Source organism: Rothia sp. HC945 (genome assembly GCF_051370785.1).
Taxonomy (GTDB): Bacteria; Actinomycetota; Actinomycetes; order Actinomycetales; family Micrococcaceae; genus Rothia.
The window spans coordinates 557956-575236 of the sequence record NZ_JBFCSN010000001.1 but is presented as its reverse complement, the minus strand read 5'-3'; the positions used below and the strand labels follow the sequence as shown (position 1 = coordinate 575236).

The 17281-nt window shown below is 62.7% G+C and carries 14 protein-coding genes and 2 tRNA genes; 10 read left to right on the top strand and 6 right to left on the bottom strand.

The window, feature by feature from the left end:
• Positions 1–29: 29 nt before the first annotated feature.
• A complete protein-coding gene (locus tag AB0Y14_RS02455; RefSeq protein ID WP_436588803.1) occupies positions 30–884 on the bottom strand; it encodes an acyl-CoA thioesterase in 855 nt (284 codons plus the stop codon).
• Positions 885–1070: 186 nt separating this feature from the next.
• Here AB0Y14_RS02455 and AB0Y14_RS02450 point away from each other — a divergent pair, with 186 nt between their 5' ends.
• A complete protein-coding gene (locus AB0Y14_RS02450) occupies positions 1071–1733 on the top strand; it encodes a hypothetical protein (RefSeq protein ID WP_436587681.1) in 663 nt (220 codons plus the stop codon).
• A 48-nt stretch (positions 1734–1781) separates the two neighbouring features.
• Here AB0Y14_RS02450 and AB0Y14_RS02445 read toward each other — a convergent pair whose 3' ends face one another.
• The gene (locus AB0Y14_RS02445) at positions 1782–2177 is read right to left on the bottom strand and encodes a globin (RefSeq protein ID WP_436587680.1); all 396 of its coding nucleotides are present in this window, start codon (positions 2175–2177) and stop codon (positions 1782–1784) included.
• Between the two features lie 55 nt (positions 2178–2232).
• A complete protein-coding gene (gene pepN / locus AB0Y14_RS02440) occupies positions 2233–4779 on the bottom strand; it encodes an aminopeptidase N (RefSeq protein WP_436587679.1) in 2547 nt (848 codons plus the stop codon).
• A 113-nt stretch (positions 4780–4892) separates the two neighbouring features.
• Here pepN and AB0Y14_RS02435 point away from each other — a divergent pair, with 113 nt between their 5' ends.
• Positions 4893–5387, top strand: coding sequence for a ribose-5-phosphate isomerase (locus tag AB0Y14_RS02435; RefSeq protein WP_436587678.1), 495 nt, complete (start codon positions 4893–4895; stop codon positions 5385–5387).
• A gap of 47 nt (positions 5388–5434) precedes the next feature.
• Positions 5435–6328 carry an Fpg/Nei family DNA glycosylase gene (locus AB0Y14_RS02430; protein ID WP_436587677.1) on the top strand — a complete coding sequence of 298 codons (894 nt, stop codon included), beginning with the start codon at positions 5435–5437 and terminating at the stop codon, positions 6326–6328.
• Between the two features lie 233 nt (positions 6329–6561).
• Here the strand turns inward: AB0Y14_RS02430 and AB0Y14_RS02425 are convergent.
• Positions 6562–6632, bottom strand: a tRNA-Gly gene (locus AB0Y14_RS02425).
• A 118-nt stretch (positions 6633–6750) separates the two neighbouring features.
• Between AB0Y14_RS02425 and AB0Y14_RS02420 the strand changes: the two genes are divergently transcribed.
• The 7 genes from AB0Y14_RS02420 (at position 6751) to AB0Y14_RS02390 (ending at position 12947) form a co-directional block, all read left to right on the top strand.
• A tRNA-Pro gene (locus tag AB0Y14_RS02420) sits at positions 6751–6823 on the top strand.
• A gap of 154 nt (positions 6824–6977) precedes the next feature.
• Positions 6978–8318 carry a trigger factor gene (gene tig, locus AB0Y14_RS02415; RefSeq protein ID WP_436587676.1) on the top strand — a complete coding sequence of 447 codons (1341 nt, stop codon included), beginning with the start codon at positions 6978–6980 and terminating at the stop codon, positions 8316–8318.
• A gap of 343 nt (positions 8319–8661) precedes the next feature.
• Positions 8662–9264 (top strand): ATP-dependent Clp protease proteolytic subunit, encoded by a 603-nt coding sequence (locus AB0Y14_RS02410; protein ID WP_129314506.1) that lies wholly within the window; start codon positions 8662–8664, stop codon positions 9262–9264.
• 57 nt (positions 9265–9321) lie between these two features.
• Entirely contained in the window at positions 9322–10005 is a 684-nt protein-coding gene (locus AB0Y14_RS02405; RefSeq protein WP_129314292.1) for an ATP-dependent Clp protease proteolytic subunit, read from the top strand.
• 279 nt (positions 10006–10284) lie between these two features.
• Positions 10285–11580 (top strand): ATP-dependent Clp protease ATP-binding subunit ClpX, encoded by a 1296-nt coding sequence (clpX, locus tag AB0Y14_RS02400; RefSeq protein ID WP_436587675.1) that lies wholly within the window; start codon positions 10285–10287, stop codon positions 11578–11580.
• A gap of 184 nt (positions 11581–11764) precedes the next feature.
• Positions 11765–12253, top strand: coding sequence for a hypothetical protein (locus AB0Y14_RS02395; protein ID WP_436587674.1), 489 nt, complete (start codon positions 11765–11767; stop codon positions 12251–12253).
• Between the two features lie 73 nt (positions 12254–12326).
• Entirely contained in the window at positions 12327–12947 is a 621-nt protein-coding gene (locus tag AB0Y14_RS02390; protein ID WP_436587673.1) for a mycothiol-dependent nitroreductase Rv2466c family protein, read from the top strand.
• Here AB0Y14_RS02390 and AB0Y14_RS02385 read toward each other — a convergent pair.
• Together AB0Y14_RS02385 and valS are read right to left on the bottom strand one after the other, a co-directional pair.
• Positions 12944–14410 (bottom strand): LssY C-terminal domain-containing protein, encoded by a 1467-nt coding sequence (locus AB0Y14_RS02385; RefSeq protein WP_436587672.1) that lies wholly within the window; start codon positions 14408–14410, stop codon positions 12944–12946. The two genes, AB0Y14_RS02390 and AB0Y14_RS02385, sit on opposite strands and share 4 nt — an antisense overlap.
• A 132-nt stretch (positions 14411–14542) precedes the next feature.
• Entirely contained in the window at positions 14543–17161 is a 2619-nt protein-coding gene (gene valS, locus AB0Y14_RS02380; protein ID WP_436587671.1) for a valine--tRNA ligase, read from the bottom strand.
• Between the last annotated feature and the right edge of the window lie 120 nt (positions 17162–17281).

The window sequence follows — 17281 nt, the reverse complement described above, 5'->3', positions numbered from 1 at the left end:
GGGCTCAGGTGCGGCTCGTCCGGTCCGAGTCAGGTGCGGTCCGCACCGGCCCGAACTCGGACCATCGCTTCCTGCGTGGTCGTGGCGACCAGAGACCCATGGCGGTCGAAGATCCTTCCACAGGCCAGCCCCCGAGAGCTCGACGCATTGGGGGAGGTCTGGGTGTAAAGGAGCCAATCGTCGGCCCGTGCGTCCCGATGCCACCAGATGGCGTGGTCCAACGAAGCCATGGTCAGGTGCGGATCGACCCAGGCCATGCCGTGTCGCCGGAGAATTGGGTCCATCGGGGTGTAATCGGAAGCGTAAGCGATGGCCGCACGGTGCACCACGGGATCATCCGGGAGCTTGCGATGGGTCCTGAACCACACGGCATTGACCGGCTCCCGGGACTCCGAAGGCTTGAGGTATATGGGTTCCGTGACGTATCGGATCTCGAACGGCCTGCCGTGAACGACCCGCTTCGCCAGCGGATGGTCGATATGCCTCCAGAGCTGTTCGGGACTCGAGAGAGTCTCCGGGTCGGGAACGTCGTCGGGCATGGGTTCGTGATGCTCGAGCCCCTCGGCAGGGGTCTGGAACGAGGCAATCGACGAGAGGATGACCTGACCGTCCTGATACGCGTGGATCCGTCGTGCCGAGAATGACCGGCCGTCGCGCATCCTCTCGACGCCGAAGACGATCGGTTGGGTGACGTCCCCCGGGCGAAGGAAGTAGCCGTGCATCGAGTGGATCGGTCGGTCGTCGTCGACGGTGCGACTGGCCGCCATGGCGGACTGTGCGAAGACCTGGCCGCCGAAGACGCGCGGGGTTTCCGGAGCCAACGTGTGTCCCACGAAGATGTCCTCCGTGGTTCGCAACGGAGTGCTCGGCTCGAGGTCGAGCATTCTGACCAAGGAATCGGTGGGATCATCGTTCTCGGACGGAAACTGGGAATCCTGGAAAGTGCTCACTCCACGATCTTAGAGCTCGATCAACGACGTGTCACAAGGTGCAAAGCGGCGTCTCGGAATCCGGCTCGGGCCGGCGACGAGGACATAATGGAATAAACGCCCCCTATCGATCGTGGACTCATGACCGTTTCTCCATCTCCGACCGCCCTCCGGTTTGCCGACCTCGACCAGGCCAAGGACCTTGCAACCTTGATATCCCGCGTCAGGTCGATCGACTCTGCCGCGGCCGTCAGGCTGCAAGCGCGCGGCAATGTGCTGGGGGTGTGGGTACCGGTCATGAGCGCCGAAACGCTCCTTGAACAGATCCCCACCGTCCTGGGCATGCGAGCAATCCACCTGGCCGTTGCGTCGGAGGCCGACGTGACCGTCGAGTCCGCTGCACTCCTGGACCGACTGGCCCGGATCGAGAAGACCGAAGGCGCTCTCGAAATTCCGCCGGTCACGGTTCACGCTGCCTGGTCCGGGATCATTCCTCCGGCCTCCGGGTGGAGCCACGTGGGAACGATGAGTTCTGAGGACGTCGATGCCGCGGCGCGCGAAGGCATGAGCGCCGTGGAACAAGCGTTGCCGGCCAACCCTGGTGGGGCTGTGGTCAGTACGGTGAGGGCACGGATCTGGGGGAGTACGACATCGTTCGGCATGGTGACGGGCGCGACCTTCGGCGCCACGGTGCTCGGCTTCAACGACTCCGACCAAGACTTCGACGTCTACCAGTCCGGGCCGTGGCACCGGCTGACCGGGCCGACCGGCCACATTCTGTCCCGCCCGGGGAATACCCTCTGACTCGGTTCCGGCCTCTGGGTGATACCCGTGCCGGGCGTGTCGGGCTGATCAGCCCGGAGTATTGGTCATGGCTCGGGCGGCGCGCTCGAAATAGTCCCACATCATGCCGTCGAGGAGCGGCGGCAGGTGGAGGGTATCCATGGACTCCCTCATGTATTTCAACCAGGTCTCCCGGGCCCAGGAATCGATGGCGAAGGGTGCATGGCGCATCCTGAGCCGGGGGTGCCCTCTGCGGTGACCGTAGGTGCTCGGCCCGCCGAAGTACTGCTCCAGAAACATTTCGAGTCGTTCCCGAGCCGGTTCCAGATCATCCTCCGGGTACAGGGCACGAAAATCAGGATCGGCAGCCACACGGTTATAGAACTCCGTGGTGAGCTGGTGGAATGCCTCGTGGCCACCAATCTGGTCGTACGGGCTGGAGGCCGATGATGCCGGTTTCGTCATAGATCTCCCACTTTACCCCGAATCCGGCACCCTACAGGCCCGCCCAAGCAGGGGGTCAGGAGATCACGTCTGCCGCCTGCACCCTCAGCGCCCGTTCGATCGCGTCGCGGCCCTCCATGACCTGCCTCTTCAAGGAGTCCTTGCCCTCGCCGAGCTGCACGAGAAATTCTTCGGAAGCCTCGAGAACGTCACGGTCGACGATCTGGGGGAACAAGCCGCCGATGATCTGCTGCGAGATCTCGTGGGAAAGCTCGGTCCAGACCCGTTCGATCGACTCGAAGTACCGGGAGACGAAGGGCCGAATCAGGGAATCCTTGGTGGTCATGGTGAAGCCGGTGATGGCCGCACGCTGGATGACATTGGGCAACTCGTGGCTCTCCACAACCTGCTGCCACACCTTTTCCTTGGCCTCGGCCACAGGAATCGCCGCCCTGGCCTGAGCCGCACGTTGCGCCCCGGTCGAGGTCCTGTCCTTCTCCGCCGCGGCCTCGATGTCTTCCGAGCCTCGGCGCCCCGCGGCCACGAGGGCGGTTAGCAGCTTCCACGCGAGGTCCTTGTCGATGGACAACCCGGGCAACGTGCTGTTTCCGGCCAGCAAGGCCTCGACGGTGTCGAGCTGTTCGTCGCTGGTCGCGTGAGCGGCGAAGGCTTGGACGAACTGGAGCTGTTGGTCCGATCCCTCCTCGGCACCTTGCGCGATGTCCCACAGGCCGGCCGCGGCCTTTTCCCGGGTTTCCTCCTGTGCATCCGGACGCACGTACATGCGCAACGTCGTCGCGAGGTTCCGAAGCTGGGTCAGGATCGTGGTGGAATCCGTTTCCGCGCCGATGTTGTCCAGCAGGAGGTCGACGAAGTGGCGCGCGGGGATCTGGCCGTCGCGGGTACCGTTCCAGGCGGCTCCCCACACCACGGCGCGGGGCAGCGAGTTCTCGAAGTCCCGCAGATGTTTCCGGGCAGTGTCGAAGGAGGCGTCGTCAAGACGAACCTTCGCGTAGGCGAGGTCATCGTCATTGAGGAGAATCAGCGCCGGGCGCTGCCGGCCCGCGGTATCGGGGATCTCGGTGTGCTCGCCGTCGACGTCGAACTCGACGCCGTGCACGCGAACCAGCTTGCCGTCCACGAAGTCGTAGAAACCGGCGGTCATCCGGTGCGGGCGCAGCGTCGGGTACTCGTTGGGGGCAGTCTGGATGACGTCGAGACGGGTGATCATCCCGGATTCATCGACCTCAATCGAGGGGGTGAGCGTATTGACGCCCGCCGTCTCGAGCCAGGCCTGGGACCACGACTTCAGTTCGCGACCCGAGGTCGCCTCCAACTCGGCCATGAGGTCGGCGAGAGTCGCGTTGCCCCAGGAATGTTTCGTGAAGTAGGAGTTCATGGCCTTCATGAACTCTTCCTGGCCGACCCAGGCCACCAGTTGTCGGAGGACGGAGGCACCCTTGGCATAGGTGATGCCGTCGAAATTGACCTGCACATCGTGCAGATCCTTGATGTCCGCGACGATCGGGTGCGTGGAGGGAAGCTGGTCCTGACGGTAGGCCCACGTCTTTTCCATCGCCGAGAACGTGGTCCACGCGTGGTCGAAGCGGGTGTTCTCGGCGGCACTGAGATGGGACATGAACTCCGCGAAGGACTCATTCAGCCACAAGTCGTTCCACCACTTCATGGTGACCAGATCGCCGAACCACATGTGCGCGAGTTCGTGGAGAACGGTGATCGCCCGACGCTCAATCATCGCCTGGGTCGTCTTGGACCGGAAGATGTAGTCCTCGAGAATCGTCACGCAGCCGGCGTTCTCCATCGCACCGGCGTTGAACTCAGGCACGAAGAGCTGATCGTACTTGTCGAAGGGGTAAGGGACGCCGAATTGGCGTTCGTAGAATTCGAAGCCCTGTTTGGTGAGTTCGAAGATTTCCTCGTGATCGAGATATTCCATGAGGGAACGGCGCGCGTAGATGTCCAGTGACACGCTGCGTCCGTCGGAGGTCGTCAACGAGTCGGAGACCTTCGCATAGGGCCCCGCGACGAGTGCGGTGATGTACGACGAGATCCGCGGCGTCGTACCAAAATGCCAAACGTCGGAATCCGACTCCTCGTCGCGGACATCAACGGGCTGGTTGGAAATCACGTTCCATGTCTTGGGAGCTCTGACCGTGAACGTGAATTCGGCCTTGAGGTCCGGCTGCTCGAAAACGGCGAAGACCCGGCGGGAATCCGGAACCTCGAACTGAGAATACAAGTAGACCTCACCATCGACGGGGTCCACAAAACGATGGAGGCCTTCACCCGTGTTGGTATAGGCGGCGTCGGCGACGACGGTCAGCGTGTTGCTGCTCTCCAGGTCCGGCAGGGAGATCCGTACGCCGTCCGAGACCTCGGACGGGTCGAGTTCCTTGCCGTTGAGCGTCACCGAGTGAACTCGCTCGGTCACGGCGTCGACAAAGGTCGAGGTGCCGGGTTCCGCGTCGAATTCGACCGTGGTGGTCGACGGGAAGCTGGTGTCCGAAGCCGTCAGATCAAGGTCCACACGGTAGGAGTGGACTTTTGTCACGGTCTCCGCGCGTTGGGAAGCTTCCTGGCGCGTCAGATTGAGTCCCGGCATATGGGTCACCTTTCAGAGAGAATTCCGTCTGCCCCTCAGGTTATTACAGGAGCCGGTAGGCTTGAATTCGCCACACTATTCCAGCGCTTAAATCTACGAGGACGGTGTACGACGTGCGCGTTCACATTGCCACTGACCATGCGGGGCTCGACCTCAGCCGCTACCTGGTCGACTCCTTGACGGAACTCGGGTACGAGATGGTCGATCACGGACCCGAGGCCTACGACTCGCAGGACGACTACCCGAGTTTCTGCATCAACGCCGCTCTGGGCGTCCGGAAGGATCGCGAGAACGGGGAGGATTCCCTGGGCATCGTCCTCGGTGGATCAGGAAACGGGGAACAGATGGCGGCCAACAAGGTTCCCGGAATCCGTGCCGCGTTGGCCTGGAACCACGAGACCGCCGCCCTCGCCCGAGAGCACAACAACGCCCACATTGTCGCGGTGGGTGGCCGGCAGCACACCAAGGACGAAGCGTTGGAGATCATCAAGGTCTTTCTGACCGAAGGATTTCCCGGGGAGGAACGTCACGTCCGACGCATTGGGCAGATGGAGGAGTTCGAGGCGACGGGACGCATCGAAGGCAAGCATCTCGAAATCGATGACTGAGGCAGCCCGGCTGACGTCGGGAACTCCCACCCGAGGGGGGTCATCCGGTGCCTGAGGGACATTCGATCCATCGTGTGGCGCGCAGGTTCCACGATGCCTTCGTGGGGCAACGTCTGAGGGCGTCGAGTCCGCAGGGTCGGTTCGCGCAAGGCGCGGCGCTCGTGGACGGCGCACGGGCTGTGGAGGCATATGCACACGGCAAGCATTTCTTCCTGGTGTTCGACAACGACCTGACGCTCAACGTCCACCTGGGGATGTATGGCGCCTGGACCTTTGGCGGTGATGCCACATTCCGGGCGTCGTCTTCGATAGGTGCTCCACGGAAAATGGGGGAGGAGGAATTTTCCGGCTCCGAGGAGGCCGAGCGTGAATACGTCGGCCCTCCCGCCCCGAAACCCACGACGCGCGTGCGCCTGGAATCCGACAATGGGTGGGCGGACCTGATCGGGGCGACGACGTGTCGCATCCTCGAGCCCACTGGTGTGGCCGAGCTCCGGAAAAAGCTCGGCCCCGATCCCTTGGACCCAGACGCCGACCCCATGCCCTTCTACCGTGCGTGCCGCAAGACATCCAGACCGATCGGTGCGGTGCTGATGGACCAGCAGGCGATCGCCGGCATCGGAAACATCTACCGGGCCGAGTCGCTCTTCCGTGCCGGACTCGATCCCCACACACCCGCTCACCGGGTACCCGATGAAACCACGGCCTTGTTGTGGCGGGACAACGTTCGTCTCATGAAGACCGGGGTGGAACTCGGTCGCATCGTGACGACGGCGCCCGAGCACCGTCTCGGCGTCTCGTCTCACCATGCGTGGCCCACCCATGCGAATTACGTCTACGGCCGCGTGGGCCACACGTGCCGGGTATGCGGCAAGGACACGATCGTGATGGAAGACATGGGCGGCAGAAAACTGTATTGGTGCACCGTCTGCCAAACGTGAAGGCCGACTCCGCGTGGAGCCACGGCCTGATGGACGCGGTCTGGTCCGCGATTCCGGTCAAGGGTTGACCCTGGTGCGGAAGTGGCAAATGTGTGCGTTCCTTCCGCCGAAGTGGCAATTTTGGGCCCAAATCGCCTCATTGGTGCACGGCAGTGCCACCTCGTGGCTCCCGGGCTCCAACGGGCAACAAAAAAATCCGCTCCCGAACAGTTCGGGAGCGGATTTCTCTTCAGAGGGGATGACGGGAATCGAACCCGCGTAATCAGTTTGGAAGACTGAGGCTCTACCATTGAGCTACATCCCCGTGTTGACCTCGACAATATAACCGCACCTTTTGGCGGTTCGTCAAATCGATCCGGCGCCGTGTCGCCGGAAAGATTCGCACATTTGGCCCATTCACGCATAAACTGGCATATGCCTTACGGGGCGTAGCGCAGTGGCTAGCGCGCCTGCTTTGGGAGCAGGAGATCGCAGGTTCGAGTCCTGTCGCCCCGACGTTGGAACACCGAACCGACCTGTTGCCGGCCGTCAGGCCGCTGCCGGTCGGCGAAGTGTGACTCTGACGCCTGATCATCAGAGGTATTCGACACATCCGTCCGGCACACCGCAGGGCGGTTCCTGACCCCGAAATCGTAGGAGATCAACGGAAGTGAAGACCGCCGTAGAGAAGCTGAATCCGACTCTGGCCAAGATCCAGGTCGACGTTCCCTTCGAGGAATTCAAGCCGTTTCTGAGCAAGACATACAAGGAACTGGCCGAGCAGATCCAGATGCCTGGCTTCCGAAAGGGCAAGATCCCCAACCAGCTCATCGAGCAGCGCGTTGGTTACGACTTCGTGGTGGAGAATGCACTCAATGAGGGGCTCAACGGTTTCTACCAGCAGGCCCTGACCGAGAACGAGCTCACCCCGCTGGCCCAGCCCGAGGTCGATGTCCGGAAGAAGCCCGAGCAGAACGATCGCGAGGCCGACGTCTCTGTCGCCATCGAGGTCGTTGTGCGTCCCGAGGTTGAGCTGCCCGACTACGAGGGCCTCAAGGTTGAGGTGGACGCCGCAGAGGTGACCGCCGAGGACGAGCAGAAGGCACTCGATGAGCTGCGTGGCCGTTTCGGCACGCTGATCAACGTCGAGCGCCCCGCCGCTCAGGACGACTTCGTGACCCTCGACCTGAACGCCATGATCGGCGAAGAAGAGGTCGACGCCGCGAACGACCTTTCCTACCAGGTGGGCGCCGGCACCATGCTGGAAGGCCTCGACGAGGCCATCACCGGCCTCTCCGCTGGTGAGGACGCCACCTTCGAGACCACTCTCGCCGGCGGTGAGCACTCGGGAGAGGCCGCAACCGTCAAGGTCAAGGTCACCGCCGTCAAGGAGCGCGAGCTGCCTGAGGTCGACGACGAATTCGCCCAGCTCGCCTCAGAATTCGACACCATCGATGAGCTCAAGGAAGACCTGAAGAAGCAGGCCGCCCAGTCCAAGATTGCCGAGCAGGGCAATGCCGCTCGTGACAAGGTCCTGGACAAGCTCGTGGAACTGGTCGAGGTGCCCGTCCCGGAGAAGGTCGTCGAGGACCAGATCGAGCAGCACTTCAACAACCCCAACGCCGAGGCAGACCACGACTCCGAGGAGCACCGTGCCGAGGTTCGGGAGAACACCGAGCGCGCTTTCCGCAACGAGGTCGTCCTGGACGCCGTGGCGGACAAGGAAGAGGTCGGCGTCGAACAGTCCGAACTGATCGACTACATCATCTCGATGTCCTCGCAGTACGGCATGGACCCCAACCAGTTCGCCCAGATGCTGGATTCCTCCGGCCAGGCCGGAATGATGGTCGGCGAGGTGCGCCGTTCCAAGGCGCTGGCCGCCGTCCTGGAGAAGGCTGAGGTCGTTGACACCGAGGGCAACGCCGTCGACCTGTCCTCCTACATCAAGCCGCAGGGCGAAGGCGAAACGGTCGAGGCCGAGAAGGACGTCGAGGGCGCCGACGAGGCGTAATCGATGTTCCGCACATAGGGTGCGGTGCGGGTGAATCTGCACCGATATCCGACGACGTGAAAGGGCGACCCGCCGGTTTCGGCGGGTCGCCCTTTCACGTCGGAACCACGTCGAGGCGTGGTCGGTCGGGGTCGCACTGGCACGCCATCAGCGAACGAGGGGCAGTATCCCGGCCGTGAAGGCCGTTCGGATACTAGTGTCGATCCCAGACACCCAGAGGCCGGGTCGGGTCATGGAACCGACCGGGCGACTCCGAAGATCGAAAGAGGTCAGACGCACTATGGCTCACAACCTTCCGTACGATGCGGGCACCCGACAGGGTACCGCGCAGCAACAGCCCGTCATGAGTCGCGAAACCGGCAATGGGCAGGACGACCACGTCTACAACCGGTTGCTCAAGGAACGCATCATCTGGTTGGGCTCCGAGGTCCGCGATGACAACGCCAACCTCATCTGCTCCCAGATGCTCCTGCTCTCGGCCGAAGACCCCAAGTCGGACATTTACCTGTACATCAACTCGCCCGGTGGCTCAATTACCGCCGGCATGGCCATTTACGACACCATGCAGCTGATTCCGAACGACGTCGTGACCATCGCGACCGGCATGGCCGCGTCCATGGGTCAGTTCCTGTTGTCCTCCGGGACCCCGGGCAAGCGATACGCCACGCCGAACGCGCGCATCCTCATGCACCAGCCGTCGGGCGGCATCGGGGGCACCGCCTCCGACATTCGCACCCAGGCCGAACTGATCCTGTCGATGAAGCGTCGCCTGTCCGAGCTGACCGCCCAGCAGACCGGCAAGACCGTCGAGCAGATCCTGGAAGACAACGACCGCGACAACTGGTTCACCGCGGACGAAGGCCTCGAATACGGGTTCTTCGACCACATCGCCCAGAGTGCCGGCTCGGTTTCCGGCGGCGGCGGAACCCTCAAGGACGAGAAGTAGCACCGAGAGGGCCACAGCCCAACGGTCAACGCAGAGACTTTTCAGGAGAAAGAACACATGAACTTCAACGCACCGCAGGCCAAGGGTGACGCCGCAGCCGGCGTCCCCATGCCCTCCAACCGTTACGTCCTCCCCAGCTTCGAGGAGCGGACTCCCTACGGTTACAAGCGCCAGGACCCGTACGCGAAGCTGTTCGAGGACAGGATCATCTTCCTGGGCGTCCAGGTCGACGACGCCAGCGCCGACGACATCATGGCCCAGTTGCTTGTCCTCGAGGCACAGGACCCGGACCGTGACATCACCATGTACATCAACTCGCCGGGCGGCTCCTTCACCGCGATGACGGCGATCTACGACACCATGCAGTACATCCGTCCTGAGATCCAGACCGTGTGCCTGGGTCAGGCAGCCTCCGCGGCGTCGGTTCTGCTGGCTGCGGGAACGCCGGGCAAGCGCCTTGCGCTTCCCAATGCGAGGGTGTTGATTCACCAGCCGGCTCTCGCCGGACAGCAAGGTGGCCAGGCATCGGATATCGAAATCCACGCCAACGAGGTCATGCGCATGCGCACGTGGCTCGAGGACACTCTCGCGCTCCACTCGGGCAAGGACTCGAAGACGGTGAACAAGGACATCGAGCGCGACAAGATCCTGACGGCCAAGGATGCCCACGAGTACGGCCTGATCGACCAGGTGCTCGACTCGCGCAAGATCAACAAGCCGCAGATCAACACCCAGGACTGACGCAAGGCCCGGTCGCAAGGCCGGTCGGTTGTGATGGCGGCCGGTTCAGGGTGTCCTGAGCCGGCCTCAGTCGTCTCCGAAGGTCGCGCGAGCCAGGGGAGATGCGGACGCACCTCCCGGGTGTGGTCGCACTGGCGAGGGCCGTCGGACGCGCCTGACAAGGGGCGGCATCTTCGCTCCGAGGGGAGCCAACCTGTAGCCTAGGGAGTGCGAGCCAACCAGGTGTACGGAGTCCGTCACGTGGCTTCCACGCAAGACCTTCAGATTTGAGGAGCCAGCATGTCGAGAATCGGTGAGAGTACCGACCTGCTCAAATGTTCTTTCTGCGGAAAGTCTCAGAAACAGGTGCGCAAGCTCATCGCGGGCCCCGGCGTGTACATCTGTGACGAGTGCATCGAGCTGTGCAATGAAATCATCGAGGAAGAGCTTGCGGAAGTCTCTGAAATCACCTCGATGGAGCTTCCTCGGCCCCGTGAGATCTTCGACTACCTCCAGGAATACGTGATCGGTCAGGAGCCCGCCAAGAAGGCTCTGTCCGTGGCCGTGTACAACCACTACAAAAGAATTCAGGCCAAGGATTCCGGCCAGCCGCAGAGTGGGCAGTCATTGCTCGCCACGGGCGGGGAAGACGTTGACCTGGCCAAGTCCAACATTCTCCTGGTCGGGCCCACGGGGTCCGGCAAGACCTACCTCGCGCAGACCCTTGCCAAGAAGCTCAACGTCCCCTTTGCGATGGCGGATGCCACGAGCCTGACCGAAGCCGGGTACGTCGGAGAAGACGTCGAGAACATCCTCCTCAAGCTCATCCAGTCGGCTGATTACGACGTCAAGAAGGCCGAGACCGGCATCATCTACATCGACGAGATCGACAAGATCTCGCGCAAGTCCGAGAACCCCTCGATTACGCGGGATGTTTCCGGCGAGGGGGTTCAGCAGGCCCTGCTCAAGATACTCGAGGGCACCGTGGCGGCCGTCCCGCCCCAGGGCGGGAGGAAACACCCCCAGCAGGAGTTCTTGCAGATCGATACGACCAATGTTCTCTTCATCGTGGCGGGGGCCTTCGCCGGCCTCGAGGACATCGTGGGATCCAGAGTCGGCAAAAAGGGGATCGGCTTCGGGGCGCCCATAGAACAGGCATCCAAGGAAGCCGACATCCTCCAGAAGCTGTTGCCCGAGGACCTTCTGAAATTCGGACTGATCCCCGAGTTCATTGGCCGCCTTCCCGTGCTGACGAGCTTGTCCAGCCTCGACGTGGACACCTTGGGTCGCGTGCTCACGGAACCACGCAACGCACTCGTCAAGCAGTACAAGCGCATGTTTGCTCTGGACGACGTCGAACTCGAGTTCGAGGACGACGCGATCCGGGCCATGGCTGAGCTGGCCATGGAGAGGGGCACGGGTGCTCGAGGGCTGCGTGCGATTCTCGAGGATCTGTTGCAGTCCATCATGTTCGACATCCCATCGCGTGAGGACGTCGCCCAAGTGATCATCACGGGGGAAGTGGTCCGTCACGGGTCCGAGCCGGAGCTCGTCACCAAGGACATGCTGGACGAGGAAAAGAAGGACGCTTCCTGAGGCCATTCCTGTTCACGGACAGGAGTGGTAAGGGCCACCGTCGAAAGATCACGGTTCGGTCTCTGTGACGTGATTTCGTTCGGTTTGGATCACGGTTTTATCAAGATTTTCCCCACAGTTTGAGGCCCGTGACGGCAGGTGCTTAGCTGGTTTCTGTCACGCACGGAACCACAGGGGAGAAGACATGCATCGGACCGTTCGCAATGCGGTTTCTGGCTTCCTCGCCATCACCGGACTCTTCGCGATCACCGTCCTGACCGACTACGGTCTGATTGCCCGGGGCGAGCAGTCCTTGGCCATGATCGGTCTTGTCGTTGTCGCAGTGGCGGTCCGTTGTCTCATGTACCTGGACTCGGTGCGTCACGGCAGGGAACCAGAAGTGCAGACCCGGGACACCGTGACGGGAAACCTGATCGTGGTCCTCAGCGCGGTGGCCTACGGGTGGTTGCTCATGGGCATCCTCGTGGGTACAGGAGTCGTCAGCTCTGCCTACGAATCGGCGCTCAAGGAATTCTACGGTTGGCTCTCGCTGGGGCTGTTCGTGGTCGCCATCGTGGTCTACGCCATCGACACCCTCAAGCTGAGAAAAGGCCGCAGCAACGAGGCGAAGGCGGAACCCGCCCCGGCCGAGACCGCGCAACCCCGTGAACTGATTCATCAGGGTCGGGCATAAACCCTCCCGGTCGCATGTTGATATGTGCGGAACCCATTCACGTACGCACAGCACGACAAGGAGTCGGAACATCATGACCCAACACGCAGACTTTTGGTTCGACCCGATTTGCCCTTGGGCCTGGATGACGTCTCGGTGGATGACGGAGGTCGAGCGCCTTCGCGACGTCGAGGTGGCGTGGCATCCCTTCAGCCTCTCGATCCTGAACGACGGTCAGGACCTCGACCCGGACTACCGGAAGCACCTCGAGGCCGCACAAGGACCCGCCCGCGTTGCGATGGCCGTGCGCGAGGAACACGGCCCGGAGAAGGTCAAGGCCTTCTACGACGCGGTAGGTACCGCGATCCATCCGGAGAAGACGGATGAGCCGGACGAACGGCGTCGGTATCACGAGGCCATCGTCAAGGCTCTGGAAGAGACCGGACTTCCGGCCCAGCTCGCCGATCACGCAGACTCGGACGCTTACGACGAGAAGCTGCGCGCCTCCAACCAGGAGGCCCTGGACCTCGTGGGCGACGACGTCGGAGTCCCGATCATCGCGATCGAGGGCACCGCTTTCTTCGGGCCCGTGATGTCCCCGGCCCCCAAGGGCGAGGACGCGACCAAGGTCTGGGACGGGGCCGTGGCACTCGCCTCCTACCCGGGATTCTTTGAGCTCAAACGGTCCCGGACCAGCGGACCGATCTTCGACTAGACGCGTTGGTCCTCAGACGAGGACTTTTCGGGGGATTGGCGCCGGGCCTTTTTGGCCCGGCGCTTTTCTTGTGAACTGGCCCAGGTGTAATTGACCGCCTCGTCCGAGGTATAGGAGAGCATCGCGAAAACCTGGCTCGCCATGAGCACGAATACCGCGTAGACGTTGCTCGAGTCGGCAATATCGGTTCCGATCTGGATCGCGACGACGATGAAGCTGATCCCGAGGAACGCCAGGTTGAACTGCCGGGCCTTGTGGCGCCCGCGAATCACATTGATCGACAGGAGAACCTGGAACACAGCCAAAAGCGTCACGCCGAGGCTCATGAATGTCAGCACGAAGTTCCACACGTCGTTGCCGGTGTCGCTCACAAAATTTCTGGCAGAAACGGCCAGGTTGTTATCCAACTGGTCGACGACTCCGGGAGTCATGAGCCGGTACACCGACCGAGCGACTTGCAACAAGGCCACCAGCGTCACGAGCCCACCGGCGAGCCAGACGTCCGGCGGGGCCTTCTTGGCCAGCTCGGACAGGTTACGGTGCTTCCGGCTCGGGTCCTTCTGTTCCTCCGACAAGTGGTCGCCGGGCACGACGTCGTCCAAGTCCAGGATCGGCAAATCCCCGTCGGTATTGATGCTGTCGCCGCCGCCGTTGCGCGAGTTGTACCCGCCCATGAAATCGTTCAGAACCTCGTGGGAGACCTCGGGGTTCTTGTACTCCAGGGTCGAGACGACATAGTCGCGCTCCTGATCGGTGTCTGGATCCACCTTGTGCGTGACTTGGAAAGTGAAGAGGGACAGGCCGACGGCGTGGTCGTAGGTCGCCGCGGCCAGCCAGTCGACTTCGATACCGCCGGGCAGCTTCCAGCCTTTGGGGGTCTTCCAGAAACGCACGTGGTGGCGTTTGCTGGGATTGCCGTCCACTTCCTGCTGATACGCGAAGTCCTGTTTCCTGCCGAACAGCATGAGGGGACTGACAGGAGCCTCCGGATAGGAGGTCTTGCGAAGGGACGACACGACGATGCGCCAGGAACTCTTCAGCGTCACGTCCTCCGCCTTGGTCCAGCCGGCCTTCTCCATGGCCTCGTGGATGTCGTCCTCTTCGGCCTTGAGGGCCAGGTTGACCGGATCGCCGAGGAGTCCGTCCGCGGTCTGCGTGCGTCCGAAAAAGTAGTCCGGAACGTAGATGTTGGTCATGATCCGGTGCATGCGGGGCAGCGTCAGGTAGGAGGCCAGGCCCCAGAAGACGAGGATGAACAGAACCGACCACCAGCTCAGATGCACGGCTTCCGTGAGGGAGACGACAGCGAGCCACAGCGAGGCCAAACCGGCAAACACGAAATAGATCCTGTCGGAGAGCCCCTCGACCAGCCGTCGGCTGTCCGAGAATTGCTGTTTGATTCGGCTCTCGCCGGCTTTGTCGGTGTCTCCCTTGTAGACAGGGTAGTTGGGGTCGTCTGTCACGTTCGGGATCTTCTCCTCGGGCTCTGCGGCCCAGGCCTTGCTGGCGCAGGCGGCGCTCTCACCCGTTCGGCGGGCCAATGATTCAGGGGGGGGTGGGCCTCCGGCGGGGACCGGAGGCCCATCTGATGCCGACTAGTCTCCGGGGACGAGCTCGACATTCGTGACGCTGATGTCGTCCTCCGATTCGGTCACGTCGATCTGCCGGGCATTGCCGGCGGCCTTGAGGTCTTCCAGGCCAGCATGCAACCTGGGGATGCTTTCCGACGGCGCGGCTACGGTCGCCGAAGCGACTTCGGTGCGTTGCTTGACCTTGGCCTCGGACTTCGACTTGCGGAGCCCGGAGAGGGCACGCCCGACGACGTCGAGGACCTCGGCGTCTCCCGAGGCGGCGACCTCGGCCCACCCCTGGGTCGTCGGCCACTCGGCGCGATGGACCGATCCGTGTCGCCACCAGGACCAGACCTCATCGGTCGCGAACGGCAGGAACGGTGCGAAGAGCCGGAGGAGCGCGTCCAGAGTCGTGGCCAGGTCCGCGTGCACGGACGCCTGCTCGCTCTCCCCACGGGCGCCGTAGGCGCGGTCCTTGACCAACTCGACGTAGTCGTCCGTAAACCTCCAGAAGAATGACTCCGTCAACTGGAGCGCGCGAGCGTGCTCGTATTTTTCGAAGGATTCCGTGGCGGCAGTGACGAGATCGCCCAGCTGGGCCAGCAACGCCCGGTCCAGTCCGTTCGTGACGGTGGCCGCAGTGGCCCCGTGGCCGATAATCGAGGATTCGTCCACGCCTTGCATGAGGACGAATTTGGAGGCATTGAGCAGTTTGATGGCAAGGCGCCGCCCGATTTTCATCTGGCCTTCGTCGTAGGCGGTATCCGCCCCGAGGCGTGCCGAAGCGGCCCAGTACCGAACCGCGTCCGCCCCGTGCTTGCTCAGGACCTCGTCCGGAACCACGACGTTGCCCTTGGACTTGGACATCTTTTTGCGGTCGGGGTCAAGGATCCAGCCGGAGAGCGCCGCATTGGTCCACGGAATCGTCGACGCGAGCGTTTCGGCTCGGACGACGGAACTGAACAACCACGTTCTGATGATGTCGTGGCCTTGCGGGCGCAGGTCCATGGGGAAAGTCTTCTCGTGAAGGCTCGGGTCCACGGCCCATCCCGTGGCGATCTGCGGGGTCAACGACGAGGTGGCCCACGTGTCGAGGACGTCGGGATCCGCAGTGAACCCGCCGGGCTGGTCGCGCTGGGACTCGTCGTACCCTGCGGGGGCCTGTGCTGCCGGGTCCACCGGCAAGAGGTCCTCGCTGGGCAACAAGGGCTTCTCGTAGTCGGGTTCGCCGGCGTCGTCGACCGCGTACCACAGCGGGAAGGGGACGCCGAAGAATCTCTGACGGGAAATGAGCCAGTCGCCATTGAGCCCCTCGACCCAGTTCTCGTAGCGAGAACGCATGAATTCGGGGTGCCAAGCGATCTCGCGGCCGCGATTGACCAGGTCCTGTCGGCGGTCCGCATCCCGCCCGCCATTGCGGATGTACCACTGGCGTGACGTGACGATTTCGAGGGGCTTGTCGCCCTTTTCATAGAATTTGACAGGGTGAGTGATCTTTTTGGGCTCGCCGTCGATTTCCTCGGTTTCGCGAAGCATTTCGACGACGGCTTTCTGCGCCGAGAACACGGTGGCGCCAGCCATGCGCTGGTAGCGTTCGCGGGCGTCGTCGGCGGTGATCCACTCGGGGGTTTCCCGAGCGAAGCGACCGTCGCGCCCGATCAATGCGCGGGTGTCCAATTGGAGCTCCCGCCACCAGGTGACGTCCGTGGTGTCGCCGAACGTGCAGATCATGGCAATGCCCGACCCCTTGTCCGGCTGCGCGAGCTCGTGGGCCTTGACCGGGACCTCGACGCCGAACAAGGGGGAGGTCACGGTTGTCCCGAAGAGCTCTTGGTAGCGCTCGTCATCGGGATGGGCCACCAGGGCCACGCACGAGGGCAGCAGTTCGGGTCGCGTGGTTTCGATCCAGACCTTGCCGCCGTCGTGGCGATGGAAGGACACGCGGTGGTACGCGCCGTCGCGTTCCTTGTCCTCGAGCTCGGCCTGCGCAACGGCGGTCCGGAAGGTCACGTCCCACATCGTCGGCGCCTCGGCCATGTAGGCGTTGCCCGCCTCGAGGTCCTTGAGGAAAGCCAACTGGGAAACCTTGCGGGAGTGGTCGTCAATCGTGCGGTAGGTGCGGTTCCAATCGACCGAGAGACCGAGAGTCATGAACAGGTTCTCGAAGACCTTTTCGTCCTCGACCGCGAGCTCCTCGCAGAGCTCGATGAAGTTCTGGCGCGAGACCACGTCCCAGTCGCGCTGGTTCTTTGCCGGTTTCTCGGGCGGGCGATAACCCTCGACGTAGGGCTTGGACGGGTCGCACCGCACGCCGTAATAATTCTGCACGCGACGCTCGGTCGGAAGGCCGTTGTCATCCCACCCCAAGGGGTAGAAGACGTTCTTGCCCTTCATTCTCTGATATCGCGCGATAACGTCGGTCTGGGTATAGGAGAACATGTGGCCGACGTGCAACGACCCCGAGGCCGTCGGGGGAGGCGTATCGATCGAGTAGACGGAGCCTCGCTCGGTGTTTTCGTCGAAGGCGTACGTTCCGGAGGATCGCCAGAGTTGCGAGTACTTGTCCTCCAGACCTTCGAGTCCGGGCTTGTCGGGAACGGAAACTGTGGTGGGCGTGTCTGTGCCCTGATCGAAATCAGCCATGGTGCCCATTCTGTCATGCGCCCGGCGAAACCCTCGACGCGGCACATGACCCATGAAGCGACATGCGAGTCGGACGTATTTTGTAATAATGTCCGGACAAAATAGGTAAGGCTGTTCGGG